18 protein-coding genes are annotated in these 19875 nt (G+C 61.7%); 17 read left to right on the top strand and 1 reads right to left on the bottom strand.

Going from position 1 to position 19875, the window contains the following annotated elements:
* The first annotated feature begins 12 nt into the window (after positions 1-12).
* The 14 genes from OOT33_RS14135 to OOT33_RS14070 all read left to right on the top strand — a co-directional run bounded on the left by OOT33_RS14135 (position 13) and on the right by OOT33_RS14070 (position 15138).
* On the top strand, positions 13-1191 hold the full coding sequence (locus OOT33_RS14135) for an acetyl-CoA C-acyltransferase (protein ID WP_307750663.1): 1179 nt from the start codon (positions 13-15) through the stop codon (positions 1189-1191).
* 143 nt (positions 1192-1334) lie between these two features.
* Positions 1335-2345 (top strand): LLM class flavin-dependent oxidoreductase, encoded by a 1011-nt coding sequence (locus tag OOT33_RS14130; protein WP_307750662.1) that lies wholly within the window; start codon positions 1335-1337, stop codon positions 2343-2345.
* A gap of 55 nt (positions 2346-2400) precedes the next feature.
* Positions 2401-3798, top strand: a complete 1398-nt coding sequence (locus OOT33_RS14125) for an acyclic terpene utilization AtuA family protein (RefSeq protein ID WP_307750661.1) — start codon at positions 2401-2403, stop codon at positions 3796-3798.
* Complete coding sequence (locus tag OOT33_RS14120; protein ID WP_307750660.1) at positions 3795-4106, top strand: hypothetical protein; 312 nt, start codon at positions 3795-3797, stop codon at positions 4104-4106. Before OOT33_RS14125 ends, OOT33_RS14120 begins: the two co-directional genes overlap by 4 nt.
* Positions 4099-5313, top strand: a complete 1215-nt coding sequence (locus OOT33_RS14115) for an acyl-CoA dehydrogenase family protein (RefSeq protein WP_307750659.1) — start codon at positions 4099-4101, stop codon at positions 5311-5313. Before OOT33_RS14120 ends, OOT33_RS14115 begins: the two co-directional genes overlap by 8 nt.
* Positions 5306-7420, top strand: a complete 2115-nt coding sequence (locus OOT33_RS14110) for an acetate--CoA ligase family protein (protein ID WP_307750658.1) — start codon at positions 5306-5308, stop codon at positions 7418-7420. Before OOT33_RS14115 ends, OOT33_RS14110 begins: the two co-directional genes overlap by 8 nt.
* 4 nt (positions 7421-7424) lie before the next feature.
* Positions 7425-8231 (top strand): enoyl-CoA hydratase-related protein, encoded by an 807-nt coding sequence (locus tag OOT33_RS14105; RefSeq protein ID WP_307750657.1) that lies wholly within the window; start codon positions 7425-7427, stop codon positions 8229-8231.
* The gene (locus OOT33_RS14100) at positions 8231-9280 is read left to right on the top strand and encodes a phosphotransferase (protein WP_307750656.1); all 1050 of its coding nucleotides are present in this window, start codon (positions 8231-8233) and stop codon (positions 9278-9280) included. Before OOT33_RS14105 ends, OOT33_RS14100 begins: the two co-directional genes overlap by 1 nt.
* Before the next feature lie 31 nt (positions 9281-9311).
* The gene (locus tag OOT33_RS14095; protein ID WP_307750655.1) at positions 9312-10601 is read left to right on the top strand and encodes an acyl-CoA dehydrogenase family protein; all 1290 of its coding nucleotides are present in this window, start codon (positions 9312-9314) and stop codon (positions 10599-10601) included.
* Complete coding sequence (locus OOT33_RS14090) at positions 10601-11368, top strand: SDR family NAD(P)-dependent oxidoreductase (RefSeq protein WP_307751009.1); 768 nt, start codon at positions 10601-10603, stop codon at positions 11366-11368. Before OOT33_RS14095 ends, OOT33_RS14090 begins: the two co-directional genes overlap by 1 nt.
* Positions 11369-11379: 11 nt before the next feature.
* The gene (locus tag OOT33_RS14085) at positions 11380-12141 is read left to right on the top strand and encodes a crotonase/enoyl-CoA hydratase family protein (protein ID WP_307750654.1); all 762 of its coding nucleotides are present in this window, start codon (positions 11380-11382) and stop codon (positions 12139-12141) included.
* An 11-nt stretch (positions 12142-12152) separates the two neighbouring features.
* Positions 12153-13217, top strand: a complete 1065-nt coding sequence (locus OOT33_RS14080; protein ID WP_307750653.1) for an acyl-CoA dehydrogenase family protein — start codon at positions 12153-12155, stop codon at positions 13215-13217.
* A complete protein-coding gene (locus tag OOT33_RS14075) occupies positions 13214-14365 on the top strand; it encodes an acyl-CoA dehydrogenase family protein (RefSeq protein WP_307750652.1) in 1152 nt (383 codons plus the stop codon). Before OOT33_RS14080 ends, OOT33_RS14075 begins: the two co-directional genes overlap by 4 nt.
* Before the next feature lie 26 nt (positions 14366-14391).
* Positions 14392-15138, top strand: coding sequence for an SDR family oxidoreductase (locus tag OOT33_RS14070; RefSeq protein ID WP_307750651.1), 747 nt, complete (start codon positions 14392-14394; stop codon positions 15136-15138).
* A 9-nt stretch (positions 15139-15147) separates the two neighbouring features.
* Here the strand turns inward: OOT33_RS14070 and OOT33_RS14065 are convergent, their stop codons facing one another.
* The gene (locus OOT33_RS14065) at positions 15148-15909 is read right to left on the bottom strand and encodes an SDR family oxidoreductase (protein WP_307750650.1); all 762 of its coding nucleotides are present in this window, start codon (positions 15907-15909) and stop codon (positions 15148-15150) included.
* Between the two features lie 111 nt (positions 15910-16020).
* On the opposite strand from OOT33_RS14065, the gene OOT33_RS14060 reads away from it, so the two are divergent.
* The 3 genes from OOT33_RS14060 (at position 16021) to OOT33_RS14050 (ending at position 19820) form a co-directional block, all read left to right on the top strand.
* Positions 16021-18486: a TonB-dependent receptor domain-containing protein gene (locus OOT33_RS14060; protein ID WP_307750649.1), complete on the top strand. Its 2466-nt coding sequence runs from the start codon at positions 16021-16023 to the stop codon at positions 18484-18486.
* Between the two features lie 151 nt (positions 18487-18637).
* Positions 18638-19444: an SDR family oxidoreductase gene (locus tag OOT33_RS14055; protein ID WP_307750648.1), complete on the top strand. Its 807-nt coding sequence runs from the start codon at positions 18638-18640 to the stop codon at positions 19442-19444.
* 160 nt (positions 19445-19604) lie between these two features.
* Positions 19605-19820: a DDE-type integrase/transposase/recombinase gene (locus OOT33_RS14050; RefSeq protein WP_307750647.1), complete on the top strand. Its 216-nt coding sequence runs from the start codon at positions 19605-19607 to the stop codon at positions 19818-19820.
* The last annotated feature ends 55 nt before the right edge of the window (positions 19821-19875 follow it).

The following is a 19875-nucleotide window of genomic DNA, read 5'->3' as shown; positions in this document are numbered from 1 at the left end:
GGAGTTCCCATTATGCAATCGCTGCGCAATCCCCAGCAATCCGCCTACATCGTCGACGCCATCCGCACTCCGGTTGGGCGGGGTCATGCCGACAAGGGCATGTATCGCGACATCCACCCCGCTGATCTGCTGGGCCGCACATTTGTCGGCCTGCTGGATCATGCTGGCCTCGATCCTGCGGCAGTCGATAACGTCATCGCCGGTTGTGTCCACCAGGTGGGCGAACATTCGAGCGGGATTACCCGCACGGCATGGCTGATGAAGGGCCTACCGATTGAAACCGGCGCCACCACCGTCGACATCCGCTGCGGTTCGGGTCAGCAGGCAACCAACTACGCCGCGCTGACAATCGAGGGCGGGATCAACGAAATCGTCGTGTCCGGCGGGGTCGAGAGCATGACCCGCGTGGGCTTTCGCGTGAACGAGGGTTCGCAAAAGCAGTATGGTCAGGCTTTCCCGCCCGAACTGTTCGAACGCTTTCCGATCGGGTCGCAGGGGCTGGGTGCGGAAATGCTCGCCGAGCAATGGAAGCTTTCGCGCGAGGATCTCGATTCATTTTCTGCCCGTTCGCATGCGCGTGCCGCCGAGGCGACCGACAGCGGTGCTTTCAAGCGCGAAATCCTGCCGATCGAAACCGCAGAGGGCATGATGACGGAAGACCAGGGTATCCGCCGCGGTACCAGCGTCGAGACGCTCGCGAACCTCGCGACAGTGTTCAAGGAAGGCGGCGTCGTCACTGCGGGCAACGCCTCGCAGATTTCAGACGGCGCCGCTGCCATCCTGCTGGCCAGCGAGGCGGCGGCGGCGAAACATGGTCTGAAACGGCGCGCGCGTATCGTCGATCAGGTCGTGCTTGGCGTCGATCCGGTTTCGATGCTGAGCGGACCGATTCCGTCGACGCTGCGGCTGCTGGAACGCAACGGGCTGACCGTTGCGGACATTGACGCATTCGAAGTGAACGAAGCATTCGCCTCCGTCGCGCTGGCCTGGGAACGCGAGCTCGGTGCGGATCCCGACAAGGTGAACCCGCGCGGCGGCGCCATTGCGCTCGGCCATCCACTTGGGAGCACCGGAGCTCGGCTGATCACCACATTGCTTCACTACCTTGAAGACACCGACAAGGAATTGGGTGTCGTAACCATGTGCTGCGGTGGTGGCCTTGGCACTGCGACGCTGATCCAGCGTACCTGAGCTCTACGACGCATGCTGCCCCCGAGGCCCGGTCGCAAAAATGCCGGGTCGCGTTTAGGGGGTCTTGCGTAACCGTGCGAACTATGCATATAATTATCTCAATTAGAATCTGAGGGGATAGACAGGTGAAGTACGGATTATTGTTGACCGCAGTATGGAACCGCAACGATCCACCACAGGAACAATTCGCCCAGCACCGTGAACTGCTGCAGGAAAGCGAGAAGCTTGGCTTCGGCCTGATGGTTGCCGGGCAGCATCTGCTCGGCAACGAGCTGCGCTATTACCAGCCCGTTCCTTATCTAACGTACATGTCGCAGTTCGCGCCTTCGATGGAAGTGGCCACCGGCATCGTCCTCATGTCCTTGGTCAATCCGGTCGAACTGGGCGAGCAGCTGCTGTTCCTTGACGCCGTCACCAACGGCAAGGCGATCATGGGCGTGGGGCTTGGTTATGCCGAGCATGAGTTCCGGGCATCGGGCATACCGCACAATACCCGCGTAAAGCGGTTCGAAGAAGGCTTGGAGCTGATCAAGGAGCTTTGGTCCGACAAGAAACATGTCAAGTTCGACGGAGAGTTGTTCAAGGTCGACGGGCCACAACCCTCGGTCGCACCGACGCGCAAACCTCGCCCTCCAATCTGGATCGGAGGGCAGGGCGAAAAGGCGATCCGCCGCGCCGCGCGGATGGCCGATGCCTGGTACGCGCCGCCGTTTCCGACCCATGAGGGGCTCGCCCGGTTGCGTGAGGTGTTTCTGGAGGAGCGTGAAGCCCGCGGCATGGACCCTCTCGCAGGCGGTTTCCCGCTACGGCGTGAACTGATCATAGCCGATACCAAGGCAGAGGCGCGAGAGTTGGCGAAGCAGCGCAGCGCCGCCCGCTACGACGTCTACCTGAAATGGGGTCTGGGGGCAAAGCTCGATTCCGACAACTCTGGTTTCGGCAGCCAGGAAGACGAGGACATCGACGCCCGCTTCATTCTGGGCAATCCAGAGGAAGTGGCGGAAGAACTCGATGGTCTACGCCGCAACCTCGGTATGGATACCTTTGTCTTCAAGCCGCAGTGGCTGGGCCTGCCCCATTCCGAGGCCATGAAGCAGGTCGAACTGTTCGGTGACCGGGTCATACCCTTAGTCGAAAAGGCAGAACGAGGCTGAGCCGTTTGCATGCGCCACCCTGACCCGCAAGCGTTGAGATTTCCGGAGTAAGTCGATGAAAAGTGTAAAACTCGGTACGGGACTGGCGTTCTGGGGCGATTCCATTCGCCCCGCGATAGACATGATCGAACGCGCCGATATCCAGTACATGTGCTGCGACCACCTGGCCGAACTGACGATGTCGATCCTCAACAAGCAGAAGTCGCGCAATCCCGACCTCGGCTATACGACCGACATCATCCCGTTTCTGCGCGGTGTTTTGGTCAAGGCACGCGAACGAGGCATCAAGATCATCTCCAACTCGGGCGGTTCAAACCCTGAAAGCTGCACGCGGCAGGTGGTCAAATTGTGCGAGGAGCTCGGGCTTTACGGTACCAAGGTCGCCTGCGTCACCGGCGACGACATCATGGACCGTATCGACGAACTGCTCGAACAAGGGATCGCGCTAGAGAACACGGATACCGGCCAGCCGCTTGCGGAAATCCGCGACAAGGTGACCCACGCCAATGTGTACATCGGCTGCGAAGGCATCGTCGAGGCGTTGGAAAGGGGTGCGGACATCGTGATTTGCGGCCGTGTCACCGATGCCGCGCTCTATCTTGGCCCCATGCGTCACGAATTGGGGTGGGCCAAGGACGACTGGGATCTGCTGGGCGCGGGTACGGGCATTGCCCACTGCATTGAATGTGGCGGTCAGGCGACCGGCGGTCTGTTCTCGGGCGGCTGGCAGGATCAGCCGAACCTGCCGTCGCTGGGTTACCCGGTGACCACCGTGTTCGAAAACGGCGAGGCGATCCTGTCGAAGACCCCACAGACAGGCGGTTCAGTTACTCCGGGCACGGTTTCGGAGCAGCTTGTCTACGAAGTAATGGACCCGGCCAATTACCTGACTGCTGATTCCACTGCCGACGTCAGTCAGATAAAGCTGGAGCAGGTCGCCGCCGATCAGGTGAAGATCAGCAACATCACAGGCAAGGAAGCGCCCGCGACGCTGAAGGTCAATATGGGCTATCGCGCCGGTTTCGTCGGCGAGGCGCAGTTCACCTATACTTGGCCCGATGCCGTCAAGAAGGCGAAGGCGGGTCTGAAGTTTCTCGAGGAGCGTCTGCGGCAGGTCGACTTCAAAGCCAGCGACACGCGAGTGGAATATATTGGCCGTAATTCGATGTGGGGTCCCGAATTGGTGCCCGACCCGACAGAAGGCGAGGAAGACCTCAAGGAAATCGTCGTTCGCTTCGCTGCGCGCTGTCCCACGAAGGAAGATGCTCGCAAGGTCTTCACTGAGAGTGTGCCCCTCTACAACAACGGCCCCGCTGGCGCATCGGGCATCGGCACACGTCCGCCGATCAAGGAGCTTTATGGCATCTGGCCCTGCCTGATCCCGCGTGAGCTGATCACGCAGAAAGTCGAAATCACCGAAGTTGTCAGGAAGGATGAGGAGCAGCCGGCATGACCAGAGTCTGGGATCTGGCCCACGGTCGTTCGGGCGACAAGGGCGACGTCTGCAACATGGGCGTGATCGCCCGCACTCCCGAGGCATGGGAAGTGCTGCGCAAGCATGTCACGGCCGAGCGCGTGAAGGCGCATTTCGGAGATATGATCAAGGGCAGCGTCGAACGCTTCGAACTGCCGAACATCCGGGCGCTCAATTTTGTGTGCCGCGGCGCGCTCGACGGCGGTGGTACGCTGTCACTGCGGTCCGACCACCTCGGCAAGGTGATGTACACCTGGCTGCTTCACATGGAGATCGACGATGAATGAGGCCAGTACGCCCATTCCCGCAGGCCTCGGTGCCTCCCGCGAGGAGCTGAATTCCCTGCGCGACGTGATGCGTTCGTTCGGACAGAACGAAATCCGCCCCAATATCCAGCAGCTGGAAAAGTCAGGCGAATTCCCGCGCGATATCTATCGCAAGCTGGGCGAGCTGGGCGCCTATGGCACGATGTTCCCCGAATCGATGGGCGGCTCAGGAATGGGCTTTGAGGCGCTGGCCATCGTTTCCGAGGAGCTAGCCTATGCCTATCCGCCGCTTTCGGCGGGCATGAACCTGCAGGCGGCGACGGTACCGCTGACAATCCGCAACTGGGGGTCGCAGGATCAGATCGACAAATATGTCGCCAAGTTGATCAGCGCCGAGATCCTGGGTTGCAACGCCATGACCGAACCAGACGGCGGCACCGATTTCCTCGGCGCGATGCGCACGACGGCGGTTCGCGAGGGCGATGACTATGTCATCGAGGGCAGCAAGATGTGGATCACCAACGCGAATGTCGCCGACATCGCTGTGGTCTACTGCAAGACGGATCCCAAGGCCGCACACAAAGGCGTGAGCGCGTTTCTCGTGCCCACCGACACCCCTGGATTTCGCGCCAGCCGCGTGAAATGTCGGGCGCTGGGCAATCTGATGCCCACGAACGGCATCACCTTTTCCAACATGCGCGTTCCAGCCGAATACATGCTCGGTAAGGAGGGCGAGGGCTTCAAGGTCGCGATGACTGCAATGGACTTCGGTCGCCTAACGGTCGCAGCACGCTCGCTGGGGCTGGCTCGAGCCTGCCTCGATGCTTCGCTCGAATATGCAGACATCCGCACCGCCTTCGGGCAGAAGATCGGGTCGTACCAGATGATCAAGCATCAGCTTGCCGACATGGTGGTCGAAGTCTCGGCCGCGACCGAGCTCGTCTACAAGGCCGCGCGCATGTACGATCAGGGCAACATTGCCACGCGCGAAAGCTCTATCGCCAAATACTTCGCAGGCGAGGTTTGCAACCGCGCGGCGCAGGCCACGTCGGAGATATTCGGCGGATATGCCTTTTCGGACGAACTGCCGATCTCGATCTACCTCAACTATGCCAAGCTTTGGCAGACCGGCGAGGGTTCGGCCAACCTTCAGCGCATTCTGATTGCGGACGATGCGCTGGGTTGGAAGTCGATGGATCGTCATGCTCAGAAGGTGCGAAATGGATAAGCTCCTCGGCTCCGAGGACGCGGTCCTGCGGATGTTCAATCCCAAATCGATTGCCGTCGTCGGCGCATCGTCACGCGAAGGTGCGCTCAGCTGGTGGCCGCTGCATCTGGTAGCGACGAAGGGTTTTGACGGCGAGATTTACCCGGTCAATCCTTCGCGTGATGAGCTCGAAGGGATGAAGTGTTATCCCGACATCGCGTCCATTGGAAAACCGATCGACGTTGCGGTTGTGGTTCTGAATGCCACAATGACGCCCGCTGCGGTCGCCCAATGTGCGGAGGCAGGGGTTAAGACCGTGGTGCTTCCGACGCAGGGCCTGGGCGAGATGGGCCCCGAGGGCGTGGAGATTCAGCGCCGCATGGTGGAGAACGCAACCGCCAGGGGCATGCGCATCGTTGGCCCCAATACCGACGGATTCGCCAACCTGACTAATGGCGCGATCGGTTCGATCCAACCTCTTTATGCCGATGCGATGGCACCCGGGCCGGTCGGGCTGGTGACGCAGAGCGGGGCTACCTCGAGCTCGCTGATGATCCGGCTCAAGCAGGAGGGTATCGGTTGCCGCATGGTCGTCAGCGGCGGTAACGAGGTCGACCTTGGCCTTGCCGATTACATGTCGGTCATGGTGCAGGACCCCAACATCAAGATCATCCTCTCGTTCGTGGAGTCGATCCGCAAGCCGGATGATTTCCTCAAGGTCGCCGATCTGGCTGCCGAACTGGGCAAACCGATCGTCCTGATCAAGGTCGGCCGGTCACAGGAAGGCGCACGTCGCGCCGCTGCGCACACGGGCGCCCTTGCTGGGGCTGACGCGCTGTACGACGCGATGTTCGCCGCGCGCGGGGTGATCCGCGTGAGTGAGCTGAGTGAACTCGTTGCCGTGGCTAAGCTGTTCCTGAGCCAGGGCGCGCCGCATACCGCGGGGGTGGGAATCATGTCGGTGTCGGGCGGACAGGCCGGCACTCTGGCTGACAAGGCAGGCGAGGTGGGCGTGCCCGTTCCCGCCATCAGCGATGCTGTCGAACAACGGTTGACCAGTGCGCTGCAGTTCGGCAAGGGCTTCAACCCCTGCGACCTGACCGGCGAGATAGCCAGCAACCCGGGTCTTGCGCTCCAGGTCTACGAAGGCTTCAGCGAAGAGGACGCGCTGGGAACCATCGTGTTTGCGCGCAAACATCTGACTGCGCGGGCCAGCATCGAGGCGGCGCGCATGCTGGGTGAAGCATCGCACAAGGACTGCAACAAGCCGCTCGCCATCTATGCGATGGACGGTGAGATCGTCGGCGAGGAAGCCGCCGCTTACGCAGCGCACAATATTCCGACCTTCGCGAACCTCAACGATCTCTACAGTGCTTGCCGGAAGCTGGCCGACTGGTCAGCTTTCCAGCAGGCGCGCAAGATCCGGAGCCGCGAACCAACTCCCGCGCGCAGCGATCGCAGCTTTACGGGTGTCGTTCCCGATGCCGCAGGCAAGGCTATGCTGACGGACGCGGGGGTGCGTCTGGTCGGAGAAGCGTTTGCTGCAACCCGAGAGGAGGCAATTGCGGCGGCCGGACGGATCGGTTTTCCCGTGGTGCTCAAGGTCGTGTCGGAACGTATCGCGCACAAGACCGAGGCGGGCGGAGTGAAGCTTAATCTGGCCGATGGCGATGCTGTGGGCAAGGCCTTCGATGAGATCATGGCGAGCGCGCGCGAATATCTTGCCGATGCCGATGCCGACGGTGTGCTAGTCCAGGAACAGGTCGTGGGCGGGGTGGAGATGATCCTCGGCGCTCAGGTCGATCCCGACATGGGTGCCTTCGTCGTGGTCGGCGCGGGCGGCATCTTTACCGAACTGATGAAGGACGCAGTCATCCGGCCGTGCCCGGTGAGCGCAGGGGAAGCGCGCGAAATGATCGCGTCGCTCAAATCGGCGGTGATGCTCGACGGCTTCCGTGGAGCGCCCAAAGCCGACAAGGAAGCCTTTGCGCAAACCATCGCCAGCTTCTCGCGCTTTGCTGCGCAGGAAGCCGGTTGGCTCGCCGAGGCTGACCTCAACCCGGTGCTGGTGATGAACGAGGGACAGGGCGTTCGCGTGGTCGACACCCTGCTTATCGGGCGGGGCTGAACAGATGACGATCCATCGTAACATCATTGTCGATCGTCAGGGGACGCTGGGGCGGATTATCCTGAATCGCCCGGAAGCCCGCAACCCTATGGACAAGGTGACCTCGGGCGAAATCCTTGCAGGGCTGAAGCATCATTTTGCCGATCCGGAAGTGCGGTCGGTCGTGATCAGTGGTGAGGGCGACGCCTTTTGTGCAGGTGGCGACCTGAAGCAGATGGCTGCATTTCAGGAAATGTCACCGGTCGAGGCGTGGCACTGGCCTGCCGCCATCGTCGAAATGCACCAGCTTATGCTGAAGGCCGACAAGCCGGTGATTGCGGCTGTGAACGGCCCTGCGTCGGCGGGCGGCATGGGCCTGGCGGGGATGTGCGACGTAATCGTCGCGCTGCGCGGCGCGACCTTTGCGGTACCTGAGGCCAAGGTCGGCCTGTTTCCCATGATCATCGTGGCGCATCTGGCTCGGGCGATCCCGCGCAAGATCCTGCTCGACATGATGCTTACGGGCGATCCTATCGACGCCGACGAGGCGTGGCGCATAGGTTTCGTCAACCGCGTTGCTGTCGACCGCGAGGAGATGTGGGCCGAAGTCGAGCGTTACGCCAAGCGGTTCGCCGCAGTCGCGCCCACCGCCATAGCGCTGGGCCGCCGTGCCTTTACACTCCTGTCCGACATGCCCGCCCATCAGGCATTGGATGCCGCGCAGTTTCTCAATCTGCCGTTCTTCTTTGGCGACGATATGAAAGAGGGTGCGAACGCCTTCCTCGAACGTCGCCGTCCGGAGTGGTCGCAATATCCGCCTACGGACGACTGATGAAAGCGGCTGCCCCGCACCGTGCCGACGCACTCGATTGCGATGCGCTGGCCGCTTGGCTGGCCGACATTGGCGCGGGCGCAGGCGACATCCGCGAAGTGCGCGTTTTAACCGGGGGCACCCAGAATCTGATCCTGCGGTTCAGCTTCGACAACCGCAATCTTGTGCTCCGCAGCCCGCCGGTTGGTAGTGCTGCCGCTGCCAAGCTGGTCGCGCGCGAGGCCAAGGTTCTTTCCGCACTGGCGGGCAGTGATGTGCCACATCCGCGCTTTGTGGGGTTCAGCGAGGACACGGCGATCATCGGCGGGCCTTTCGTGGTGACCGACGAGGTGGACGGGTTCAACGCCGTCGAGGAGATGCCGGGTGCGGCCGGCACTTCACCCGAGTATCGCCATGCGATGGGGCTTGCGCTGGTCGACGGGATCGCCGCCATCGCGCAGGTTCCGCCGGACGGGCGATTGGAAGGGCTGGGCAGACTCGACGGCTATCTCGAACGTCAGGTCGAACGCTGGGCTTCGCAGCTGGAAGGCTATGCCCAGTATGATGGCTGGCCCGGCCCTGCCGAGCTGGGCCCGGTCGATCGGATCGGTCGGTGGCTCGACGACCACCTGCCGGACGATTTCAAGCCCGGTCTGATGCATGGCGACTATCACGTCGCCAACGTACTTTACCGCCGAGACGCGCCGGGCCTGGCCGCGATTCTCGACTGGGAGATGGCGACGCTCGGCGATCCGCTGCTCGATCTGGCGCGGCTGACCACGGCCTGGCCCGATGCCAACAACATCGGCCTGCTCAGCCTGAAGGTCGAGCCGTGGGACGGCTGGCCTTCGGCTATTCAGCTGGTTGATCGCTATGCCGAGCGCACCGGGCGGTCGATGGATGCGCTGCCCTGGTTCGAGGTGTTGGCCTGCTACAAATTCGCCCTCATCCTTGAGGGCACCTACGCCCGCGCCTGTTCGGGGCTGGCCGAGATGACTGTTGCCCGCCGTCTCCACGCATCTGCCGTGGGGCTCATTGCGCGGGCTGCCGCAACAGTTGGCGCGAACTGACAATGACGACTTCCTAACGAGGACCGAAGATATGACGTGGAGTTTCGAAACCGACCCTGATTTCCAGCAGGAACTCGACTGGATCGAGCGGTTCGTCGAGGAGAAGGTTGCGCCACTCGATTTCGTGCTCGAAAATCCGTTCGACGTGACCAATCCCGCCAACCGCAAGCTGGTGCCTCCGCTTCAGCACGAAGTGCGCAGGCGCGGCCTGTGGGCCTGTCATCTTGGCCCCGAACTGGGCGGCAAGGGCTACGGCCAGGTCAAGCTGGCCCTGATGAACGAGATCATCGGTGCGGCCAAGTTCGGTCCCATTGTCTTCGGCAATCAGGCGCCCGACAGCGGCAACGCCGAAATCCTCGCCCGCTTCGGCACCGAAGATCAAAAGGCGCGGTATCTCCAGCCGCTGCTCAATGGCGATATCGTATCGTGCTTTTCGATGACCGAGCCGCAGGGCGGGGCTGATCCGCTTCTGATCGACACGACCGCCGTGCGCGAGGGCGACGAATGGGTGCTGAACGGTGAGAAATGGTTCTCCACCAACGCAAGCACCGCCGAGTTCTTCCTGGTCATGGCGAAGAGCGAATTCGACGCCAAGCCGCACGACTCGATTTCGTGTCTGATTGTGCCCGCCAGCACGCCGGGCCTGACGGTGATGCGCGATGTGGGTTATGGGAATGCACATCCGACGCATGGCTATGTGCGCTACGAGAATGTGCGCGTTCCGGCAGACCATATGCTGGGCAGTCCGGGGCAGGGCTTCAGGGTGGCGCAGACGCGACTGGGTGGCGGGCGTATCCATCATGCGATGCGCACGATCGCGAAGGCCCGCAAGGCGCTCGACTATATGAAGCGGCGCGCCGTGTCGCGGACGACCAAGGGCGAGTCGCTGTCGCGCAAGCAGCTGGTGCAGCAAAAGATCGCTCAGTCGTGGGTGCAACTGGAACAGTTTCGCCTGCTCGTGCTGCAAACCGCGTGGAAAATTGACAAGGAAGGCGATTACTACAAGGTCCGCAAAGACATTGCCGCAGTGAAGTTCGCCATGCCCAAGGTGATGCACGACATCGCCGGCAACGCACTGCACATCCACGGTTCGCTGGGCTTGTCGACGGAGATGCCCTTCGCCCAGTGGGTGATCGAATCCTATTATTTGGCGCTGGCCGACGGCCCGACCGAGGTGCATGAAATCACGGTGGCCCGCGAGCTACTCAAGGGCGTGGAGCCCGACGAGGTGCAGTTCCCCGACTATCACCTGCTGCGGCGGCGCGAGGCTGCCATGGCGCAGTATGGTGAAGCGCTTGCCGAAGTGAAGGGGGAGGCGTGATGCAGGTTGCAGGCAACGTCACCTTGGTTACGGGCGGTGCTGGCGGGTTGGGCCTCGCCACGGTACGCCGCGTGCTCGATGCAGGCGGCAAGGCGGTGATCGTCGACCTGCCGAATTCGGCGGGCGAGAGCTTGGCCGCAGAATTCGGCGACACCGCTGCTTTCTGCGCAGCCGACATACAGGACGAGGTGCAGTTCCGCACCGCGCTAGACACCGCAGCCTCTCTGGGCACGCTGCGCGCGATGGTGCATTGCGCCGGGCGTGGGGCAACCCTGCGTGTGCTCGACCGCGAAGGCAAACCCGGTTCGCTCGAGACATTCGAGAGCATCGTCCGGCTCAACCTGATCGGGACCTTCAACGTGCTGCGGCTGGCGGCCGAACGCATGGCCACCAACGAGCCCGATGCGAACGGCGAGCGTGGCTCGATCGTGCTCACCGCGTCGGTCGCGGCGTTCGAGGGACAGATCGGGCAAATGCCCTATGCATCGTCCAAGGCAGGAATCGTGGGCATGACCTTGGTCGCCGCGCGCGATCTGGCGCAGCGCGGCATCCGCGTGAACGCGATTGCGCCGGGCATCTTCGACACACCGATCCTCGATCGGCTGGGTGACGAGATCAAGGCCAAGCTGGGTGGAAATGTGCCGTTTCCCCCGCGTCTTGGCCGACCTGACGAGTTTGCGATGCTGGCCACGCACATGCTCGAGAACCCAATGCTCAACGGCGAAACGGTCCGCCTCGACGGCGCGATCCGCATGCCGCCGAAATGAGGGAGCGGATTATGGCAGGCATCGACTTTACCATAGCCGACGGCATTGCGACCATCGCGATCAACCGGCCCGAGGCGCGCAATGCGGTCAATGGCGAAGTCGCCCGCGGTATCCGCGCGGCGGTCGACGAGATCGAGAGCAATGATGAAATTCGAGTGGGCATTCTCACCGGAAATGGTGGCACGTTCTGCGCCGGTCTGGACCTCAAGGCTTTTCTGAACAACGAGGAGGTCAAGTGGCCGGGGATCGGTTTCGCCGGACTCGTCGAACGCACGTTGACAAAGCCGATGATCGCTGCGGTCGAGGGTTTCGCCCTTGCCGGCGGGTTCGAGCTTGCCCTGTCTTGCGATCTGATCATCGCCTCGCGCGAGGCCAAATGCGGATTGCCGGAAGTGAAGCGCGGACTGGTCGCGCGGTCAGGTGGGCTGGTCCGACTGCCCCGGCAGATGCCACAGCGCATTGCCGCCGAACTGGTGCTGACCGGCGACATGGTATCGGCCGAGAGGCTGGCCGGGTATGGGCTGATCAATCGCATCGTCGACGCCGGAACCGCTCTCGCCGAGGCCCAGGCGATGGCACGCACGATTGCCGCCAACGGGCCGATGGCACTGGCTGCATCAAAGAAGGTGCTGGCCGAGGCGCCGGGGTGGACTCTTGCAGAGATGTTCGACCGCCAGCACCCGATCTGCGACCCGGTATTCGCTTCGCAAGACGCACGCGAGGGTGCTCGCGCATTTGCCGAGAAGCGCGCGCCGGTGTGGCAGGGAAGGTAAGGATTTGTGACATGAGCGAAACGCTTGACCTTCTGACCGATGCCGCCGCCCGCCTGTTCGGCAGCGATAGCGAGGACAAGACTGCGCGCGCTGCGCGCGACGGGGGTAACGTGGCCGCGATCTGGGAACAGGTCGTCGATATGGGGCTGCCGCTCGCCCTTTTGAGCGAGGAAGAGGGCGGCTTCGGTCTTTCCGCCTACGAAGCGTTGCAGCTGATACGCATTTCCGCGCGCAATGGCGCGGCTGTGCCCCTGGGCGAGACGATGGTGGCCAACTGGATTATGGCGCGCGCCGGGCTGTCGGTGATGGAGGGGATGGCGACGCTGGCTGTACTGCCTGCCGAGGCGATCGGCGAAGATGGCCGCCTGTCCGCGACCGGGCACTGGGTTCCCTGGGGTCGAGATGCCGAGACGCTGGTCGTTCTGGCCGGGGATCGTGTCGCCTCGCTGGCTAAAGGGTCATTCGAGGCCAAGGCAGTCCAGGATGGGAACAGGCTGCCCCGCGCTGACCTGTCGATCGATACAGTGCTCGAGGATGGATCCGTAGCTGCCCGACCCGCCTCGCTCGATGACGTGACGGTGCGCGCCGCGATGGCGCTGGTCCGCGCGCTGGAGATGGCCGGCGCGATGGCCGCCATCCTCGAAATTGCGGTCGACTATGTGAACCAGCGTACGCAGTTCGGACGCCCGCTCGGCAAGTTTCAGGCGATCCAGCAACAGCTCGCCGTCCTTGCCGACGAGGCCGCCGCCGCCAACGCGGCGTGCGACCTTGCTGCCTCGCAATGGGGCGCAACTGTGCCCGTCTTGTCCGCCGCTGTCGCCAAGGCGCGTGCCGGAGAGGCGAGTGCCCCGGTTACTGCCATTGCGCATCAGGTGCTGGGTGCGATCGGATTCACCGAGGAACATCGGCTGCAGCTGTTTACTCGTGCGATATGGACCTGGCGCAACGAATATGGATCCGAGCGCGAGTGGAACCGGATGCTCGGCCAGGCCGCGTTTGGGGCAGGTGGGACGCTGTGGTCATGGCTGACAGGCCCGGCGCTGTCGCGAACCAAAAACGCGGGAGAAGCCGCATGAACGCTCTGGTCACCTATCCCGCCACGCCCGAGAACGAAAAGGCCGAGGCGCTGCGCAAGGAGATCCGGGCCTTTCTTGAAGCTGAACTGGCTGGTGTGTCCCCGGTGATCCGCGCGAGGTCGTGGACCGGATACGATGCCGAGTTCAGCCGGAAACTGGGCGAGCGTGGCTTCATCGGAATGACCTGGCCCAAAAAATATGGCGGCCACGAACGCTCCAATGCGGAACGCTATGTGGTGATCGAGGAATGCCTTGCCGCAGGTGCGCCGGTCGCTGCGCACTGGATCGCCGACCGGCAAAGTGGGCCGCTGTTGCTGCGTTATGGTACGGAAGGCCAGAAGCAGGAATTTCTCCCGCGCATCGCGGCGGGCGAGTTTTATACCTGCATTGGCATGAGTGAGCCGGATGCGGGATCGGACCTCGCCGCCGTTCGGACCCGAGCCGAGCCGGTCGAGGGTGGCTACCGCGTCAATGGCACAAAATTGTGGACCACCAATGCCCATAACGCGCATGCCATGCTTCTGTTCTGCCGTACGAGCGGAACCCCTGCAGACCGGCAGAAGGGGACGAGCCAGCTCCTCGTTGACCTGTCGCTACCCGGGATCGAAATCCGCCCAATCACCGACATCGCGGGCGACCGCCATTTCAACGAAGTTACCTTCCAGGACGCCTTCGTTCCTGCCGATGCGCTGGTTGGCGAAGAGGGCAATGGGTGGGAGCAGGTGATGAACGAGCTTGCGTATGAGCGCAGCGGCCCTGAAAGATTCCTGTCTTCGATGGCTTTGATTGAAGGACTGGCCGATTTGCTGCGCACCTCTGCGGGCGAGGCGGCCGAGATCGCCATAGGTCGGTTGGTCAGCCACATCGCGACGCTGCGCTTCATGTCGCGCGGCGTTGCGGCAATGCTGGAGAACGGCGAAAACGCAAATCCGCATGCGACTATCGTCAAGGATCTGGGCGCGGTTCTCGAACAGTCGATCCCCGACGTGGCGCGCAGCCTCGTCGATATGTCGCCAGATGATGTGACGACTCGCGACTTCCTGAGCCTGCTGGCCTATACCGAGGCTATTACCCCGGCATTCTCACTGCGGGGCGGAACGCGGGAAATCCTACGGGGGATTATCGCCCGCGGGCTTGGGTTGCGCTAGGCCGACATCGATAAAGGACAGGTATAATGGGTGACAGATCCGGCGTTGTCGTGACCGGCGCGGCACAGGGCCTTGGCCGCGCCATTGCGGAACGATTCATGGCCGGCGGATGCCACGTCGTGGGCGTGGACCTCGCCGCGGAACCCTTGGCTGCGATGGCGCGGGGCCGTGAGGCTTTCACCGCGATGCATGGTGATGCGGGCGACCCGGAGCTGATCGCGGAGGCTTGCCGTATCGCCTGCGTGAAAGGGCAGAAGTTGCGCACTATCGTGCTCAATGCCGCGATCAGCATAGTCCACCCGACCGACGAATACCCCCTCGACGACTGGGACAAGGTCATGGGCGTGAATCTGCGCGGCGTATTTGCCGCTGCCAAGTCCGCGCGTCCATTCCTTGCCGCAGGGTCGAGCGTGGTTCTTCTTTCGTCGATTGCGGCGAGCCACGCGCTGCCTGGCAGGGTCGCCTATTGTGCGTCGAAAGCGGGAGTGGATGGATTGATGCGCGCGCTAGCCATCGACTGGGGGCCGCACGGCATACGCGTTAACGCGGTTGCGCCCGGCACATTCCGTACAGAGATGCTGGCCAAGCTGGTGGAAGAAGGCAAAGCCGACATTAGTCGCTACATCTCACGCATACCGATGCAGCGAGCTGGAGAGGCCGAAGAACTGGCGAACGCCGCGTTTTTTCTCGCCTCGGATCAAGCGTCTTTCATCAACGGTGTGGTGCTGCCGGTCGACGGGGGCTGGGCGGCGGCGGCGCTCTCCAATGTCTGACAGCGTTGCTCAGCCGAAATAAGTGCCGCCGTTCACGTCGATCACGGCGCCCGCGATGAAACCCGCGCCGGGCGAGCAAAGGAACGCCATAGTTGCGCCCATCTCCAGCGGGCGACCGGCGCGTCCCTGCGGATAGATGAGAGGGTCGATCTGCATCGCAGCGGCCATCGGCGTAGCGATCGATCCAGGCGCGACCATGTTGACCAGCACATTGTCGCGGATGCCTCTCTGCGCCAGCCAACGGGTCAGTGACTGGAGCCCGCCTTTCGACACGGCATAGTGGGGGCCGCACTTGATCCCACCCATTCGGCCGGCGACCGACCCGGTCAGCACGATGCGCCCGCCACCGGCTGCGATCATGCCTGGCATGAAGGCACGTGCCAGGTTGATAGGTCCGCGCGTGTTGATGTGCAGCACCTGATCGAAAGCAGCATCCCAGTTCTCATCGGTCCAGTCGTCGAGCGGCGAGATACCTGCCGCGTCGATTACCGCCCAGACAGGACCGATGCGCGCGGCCAGTGCGTCCACGGCTGCGCGGTCCGAGGCATCGACCCTATGATAGGGAACAGAGGCCAGTTCGGGCTGGCACCCGCTGCGCCATTCCGATTCGCAGACGACGTCGGCCGCGATCACATTGGCTTGCTGTTTCACACATATGGTGGCTGCTGCGCGCCCGATCCCGCCAGCGGCGCCGGACACAAGAACGGTCTTGCCTGCGAGCGAGAACGGGTCGGCGAGGGCGCGGTCTATGGCATCAAAATCCAACGACAATCTTCAATTCCTTTCTCGTCCATATTTACCGTTGTCAACGATAATAATTATGCATATAATTATCCCGCAAGAAAAATCGGGCAGCCGGGCCCAGAGTAAGGGAGAGTTCAAATGGCATTTCTGTTGCATAGAGCAGCCACGCGTATCGCACTTATCAGCGCCACTGCGCTGATGCCGGTCCATACTGCCATTGCACAAAGTGCCAGTGAGGCTGACGAAGGCGCAGCGCAGGGAACCGGCTTGGAACAGATCATTGTGACTGCGCGCAAGCAGGAAGAAAACCTGCAGAACATTCCAGTTGCCGAAACCGTCATTTCCGCCAAGCAACTCGACACTTACGGCGTGACGTCGATCGAGAAGCTGACCAACATGGCGCCGCAGCTGATCGTTGGCCGCGCGGGAGCGGGCAACGGCGCCAGCATCGGCTTGCGCGGCGTCAGCGTCGCTAACTCCAGCATCAGCATCGAGCAGTCTGTCGCCACCGTTATTGACGGGGTGTACTATAGTGGCGGCCGTTCGCTCAACGAGGGTCTCTTCGATCTGAGGCAGGCCGAAGTGCTCAAGGGGCCGCAGTCGTTGTTCTACGGCAAGAACACGACTGCCGGGGTCATCTCACTGAACACTGCCAATCCGACCTCAACCTTCACAGGTCAGGTCAAGGCGAGTTACGAATTCAACGCGCGCGAGCCCGCATTGGAGGCGTTCATCGCCGGTCCGATCAGTGATGTCCTGGGCTTTCGCCTTGCTGGCCGCTATTCCAAACAGTTCGGATCTCTGTTCCAGAACGTGACCATCGCACACACCGACTATACCTACGATTCGGCGACAGGGGCTGTGAACCCGCATCTCGTCCCCGCGATTGACGGCGATATGCCCGCGGAAGAAAAGGGCATTGTACGCGGCACCCTGCACTTCGAGAATGATTCTCCGTTCAAGGCCACCGCGAAAGTGACCTACAATTCCTACAGCTCGGCCTCACCCAACAACAACATCATCATCAGCAGCTGTCCGGCGACCGGCGTTCCATCCGACCCCAGCGCGCCATGTGGACGCAACTTCAAGCTCGTCCAGAATGCCGTTCCCGCCGATATCGCGGCCACCAACGCTATGATCGGACGTCACGGCGGCGATCCTTACAACGACTATCGCTCGATCTCCGCGATCACGCAGTTCGAGTATTCGGGCGACCAGGTCGATATCAACGTTGTTCCTGGTTACATCCACTGGACCAACCGGTTTCTTGCCGATTTCGACCATGTGAACTTCTATCCGCTGGCGCCCAATGCGCTTGGCGGACAACAAGGTTCGTGGACCGCTGAAAAGAGCCAAATGGATGCCTTTTCGGTGGAGGCACGCGCTCAGACGAAGTTCGACGGCATGCTGAACTTCATGGTCGGGGGCTACTACCAAAAGAGCAAGCTGGACTTCAATCAGGATACTAACGCGCCGACGGGCTATGAGAACTCTGCGGCAACGGACCCTGCGTCGCGCTATGCCTCGGTGCGCAAACGGTCGCATACCAATGGCGAGACCCTGTCCGCGTTCGGTCAGGTGATGATCGACATCACGCCAGAGCTGAACATCACCGGCGGCTTGCGCTATACGCACGAAACCAAGAAATCGCAGTTCGACCAGTATTATACGAATCCGACAATCCGGGCGACGTACCCCCAAAGCGTGATCGGTGCAGACCAGACGTTCAACAACTGGTCGCCCGAGGCGACGGTTACCTACAAGGTCTCGCCCCATGTCACGACCTATGCGAGCTACAAGACGGGCTACAAGTCGGGTGGCTATTCGGTCAGCGGCCTGATCACGCGCAACACGAAAAACGACGACCCAGCCTTCCTTCCCGAAAAAGCCAAAGGCTTCGAGGCGGGCATCAAATCCACGCTTTTCGACAACCAGCTGCGCCTGAACCTTGACCTGTTCACATACAAGTACACCAATCTTCAGGTGGACTTCCTGGATGGTGCGCTGCTTCAGTTCTTCACTCTGAATGCCGCATCGATGCGGACGAAGGGAGGTGAACTTCAGTTCGAATTCGCGCCGCGTGCCGCAGAGGGGCTGACCCTGCGCGGTTCGATCGGTCACATCGACGCAAAGTATCTTTCGTTCCCGTTCGCCCCGTGCTTGTCGGCTCAAACGGCGGCGCAAGGGTGTGTGTTCGGGCCGACCCCGCTGGGCAACCGGTCATACCAGGACCTTGCGGGCAAAACTCCGCAGCAGGCGCCGAAGTGGACTGCCTCGCTAGGCGTCGACTACGACATCGCGATGTCGGGCGACATGGGCCTGCAGCTGGGTGTCAATACGCGCTACAGCAGCAAATACGCCACTAACCCCTTTGTGAACGACGCGCAGCAGGGCCAGTTCTATCAACCGAGCTATGTGATGATTGATGCCGCCGTGCGGCTCAAGGGACCGGACTCGCGCTGGGAACTGGCGTTGATCGGGCGCAACCTGACTAACAAAATCGTAGCGACCACAGCCTCGAACGTTCCGTTCACTGCGGCTTCTGTGCGCAGTGCGGTGCTCGATCCGCGCACCATCGCGTTAGAGGCTGTATTCAACTTCTGATCTCTCCCGCTGGGGCTGCCGCCTGACGGGGAGGCCGCCCTTCTCGTCACATCCCATATGGGTGAGGGCTCTGCTACAAGTGCGGCGCGCCCGACAACAGCCGATAACGGGCAAGCGGGTCGGAATGCAAAGATAGGAGGATTGCAAGGCGATGACTAAAAAGCTCGACGGATGCGTTGCGTTGGTCACGGGCGGTGTGCGCGGGATCGGGCTTGGCGCTGTTAGGGCGCTGGCGGCCCAGGGTGCGAAAGTCTGGATGACCGATCTTGCTGAAGTAGAGAGCGACGCGGTGGCTTCCGCATTGGCAGAGGTTGATGGAACGGCGCAATATCAGCGCCTCGACGTGACCGATGAAGCGTCTTGGGCGGACGCTATCGCCCGGGTCCAGGCCGAGGACGACCGGCTCGACATTCTGGTCAACAATGCCGGCATCGACGGCACGGGCCGTATTCAGGATATGACCCTCGATCTGTGGCGGAAGGTTCAGGCGGTCAATACCGACGGTGCGTTTCTCGGCGTAAAGACTGCCTTCGAGTTGATGAACAGAAGCGGAAAATTGCGCGAGGGGGGCGCAGCGATCGTCAATGTCAGCTCGGTGATGGGCTTTGTCGCCTTTCCCGAAAGCGCGGCCTATTGCGCGTCTAAGGGAGCGATCCGTACGTTCACAAAAGCATGTGCGGTCGAGTTTGCAGCGTATGATGTGCCGATCCGCGCCAATTCGGTGCATCCCGGCTTTGTCCAGACCCCGCTCGTGGACGAAGGGTTCGAACGCCTCGTTGCGCGGGGCATGGCTAAAAGCGTGCAGACATTGAAAGACCAGATTGCCGACATGACCCCCGTCAAGCGCCTTGCCCATATCGATGAGATCGCGAAGGCGATTGTTTTTCTGGTGAGCGAGGACGCCAGCTACATGACTGGATCCGAGATGGTCGTGGATGGCGGCTACCTCGCCCGCTGAATCATTTACGAATGTCGAAACAGAGATGGCTTGCGCGGTGAATTGAATCGAGGAAGGCTGTCGGGTTGGCGATCGCGACGGGCGCGTGCTCGGGGTGACCCAGATTGCGCTGTCAGTGCTATAACGTTACGTCTCCAAAAAGCGCGATAAATCCGCAGCTTTGAAGTTTTTGAAGAAGCCTTTGAAACGTCACGGTAGAGCTGAGAAGATCTTTAAGTACGGTCTTCGATCCTACCCTGCCGCGAGGCGGGAACTGGGCAATCTTGATCGTCGCGAGGTCGGTGGTTGGCTGAATAATCGTGTGGAGAACAGCCATCGCTCGTTCCGACGAAGGGAACGGGCGATGCTGTTATTTCGACAGATGAAGTCACTTTAAAAGTTTGCTTCAGTTCATGCCTCCTCCAGAATCATTCCAACTTGGAACGTCACCT

Origin of the sequence: Sphingobium sp. DEHP117, assembly GCF_030867385.1 — a bacterium.
Classification (GTDB): domain Bacteria; phylum Pseudomonadota; class Alphaproteobacteria; order Sphingomonadales; family Sphingomonadaceae; genus Sphingobium.
The sequence above is the reverse complement of the archived record's forward strand: the minus strand, read 5'-3'. Positions and strand labels throughout refer to the sequence as shown.

Excerpts from the sequence above, each read along its gene's own strand:
- OOT33_RS14135 (WP_307750663.1), top strand. The coding sequence starts at position 13 with ATGCAATCGCTGCGCAATCCCCAGCAATCCGCCTACATCGTCGACGCC.
- OOT33_RS14115 (WP_307750659.1), top strand. The coding sequence starts at position 4,099 with ATGAATGAGGCCAGTACGCCCATTCCCGCAGGCCTCGGTGCCTCCCGC.
- OOT33_RS14080 (WP_307750653.1), top strand. The coding sequence starts at position 12,153 with ATGAGCGAAACGCTTGACCTTCTGACCGATGCCGCCGCCCGCCTGTTC.
- OOT33_RS14090 (WP_307751009.1), top strand. The coding sequence starts at position 10,601 with ATGCAGGTTGCAGGCAACGTCACCTTGGTTACGGGCGGTGCTGGCGGG.
- OOT33_RS14055 (WP_307750648.1), top strand. The coding sequence starts at position 18,638 with ATGACTAAAAAGCTCGACGGATGCGTTGCGTTGGTCACGGGCGGTGTG.
- OOT33_RS14075 (WP_307750652.1), top strand. The coding sequence starts at position 13,214 with ATGAACGCTCTGGTCACCTATCCCGCCACGCCCGAGAACGAAAAGGCC.
- OOT33_RS14070 (WP_307750651.1), top strand. The coding sequence starts at position 14,392 with ATGGGTGACAGATCCGGCGTTGTCGTGACCGGCGCGGCACAGGGCCTT.
- OOT33_RS14120 (WP_307750660.1), top strand. The coding sequence starts at position 3,795 with ATGACCAGAGTCTGGGATCTGGCCCACGGTCGTTCGGGCGACAAGGGC.
- OOT33_RS14100 (WP_307750656.1), top strand. The coding sequence starts at position 8,231 with ATGAAAGCGGCTGCCCCGCACCGTGCCGACGCACTCGATTGCGATGCG.
- OOT33_RS14105 (WP_307750657.1), top strand. The coding sequence starts at position 7,425 with ATGACGATCCATCGTAACATCATTGTCGATCGTCAGGGGACGCTGGGG.
- OOT33_RS14125 (WP_307750661.1), top strand. The coding sequence starts at position 2,401 with ATGAAAAGTGTAAAACTCGGTACGGGACTGGCGTTCTGGGGCGATTCC.
- OOT33_RS14085 (WP_307750654.1), top strand. The coding sequence starts at position 11,380 with ATGGCAGGCATCGACTTTACCATAGCCGACGGCATTGCGACCATCGCG.
- OOT33_RS14060 (WP_307750649.1), top strand. The coding sequence starts at position 16,021 with ATGGCATTTCTGTTGCATAGAGCAGCCACGCGTATCGCACTTATCAGC.
- OOT33_RS14110 (WP_307750658.1), top strand. The coding sequence starts at position 5,306 with ATGGATAAGCTCCTCGGCTCCGAGGACGCGGTCCTGCGGATGTTCAAT.
- OOT33_RS14095 (WP_307750655.1), top strand. The coding sequence starts at position 9,312 with ATGACGTGGAGTTTCGAAACCGACCCTGATTTCCAGCAGGAACTCGAC.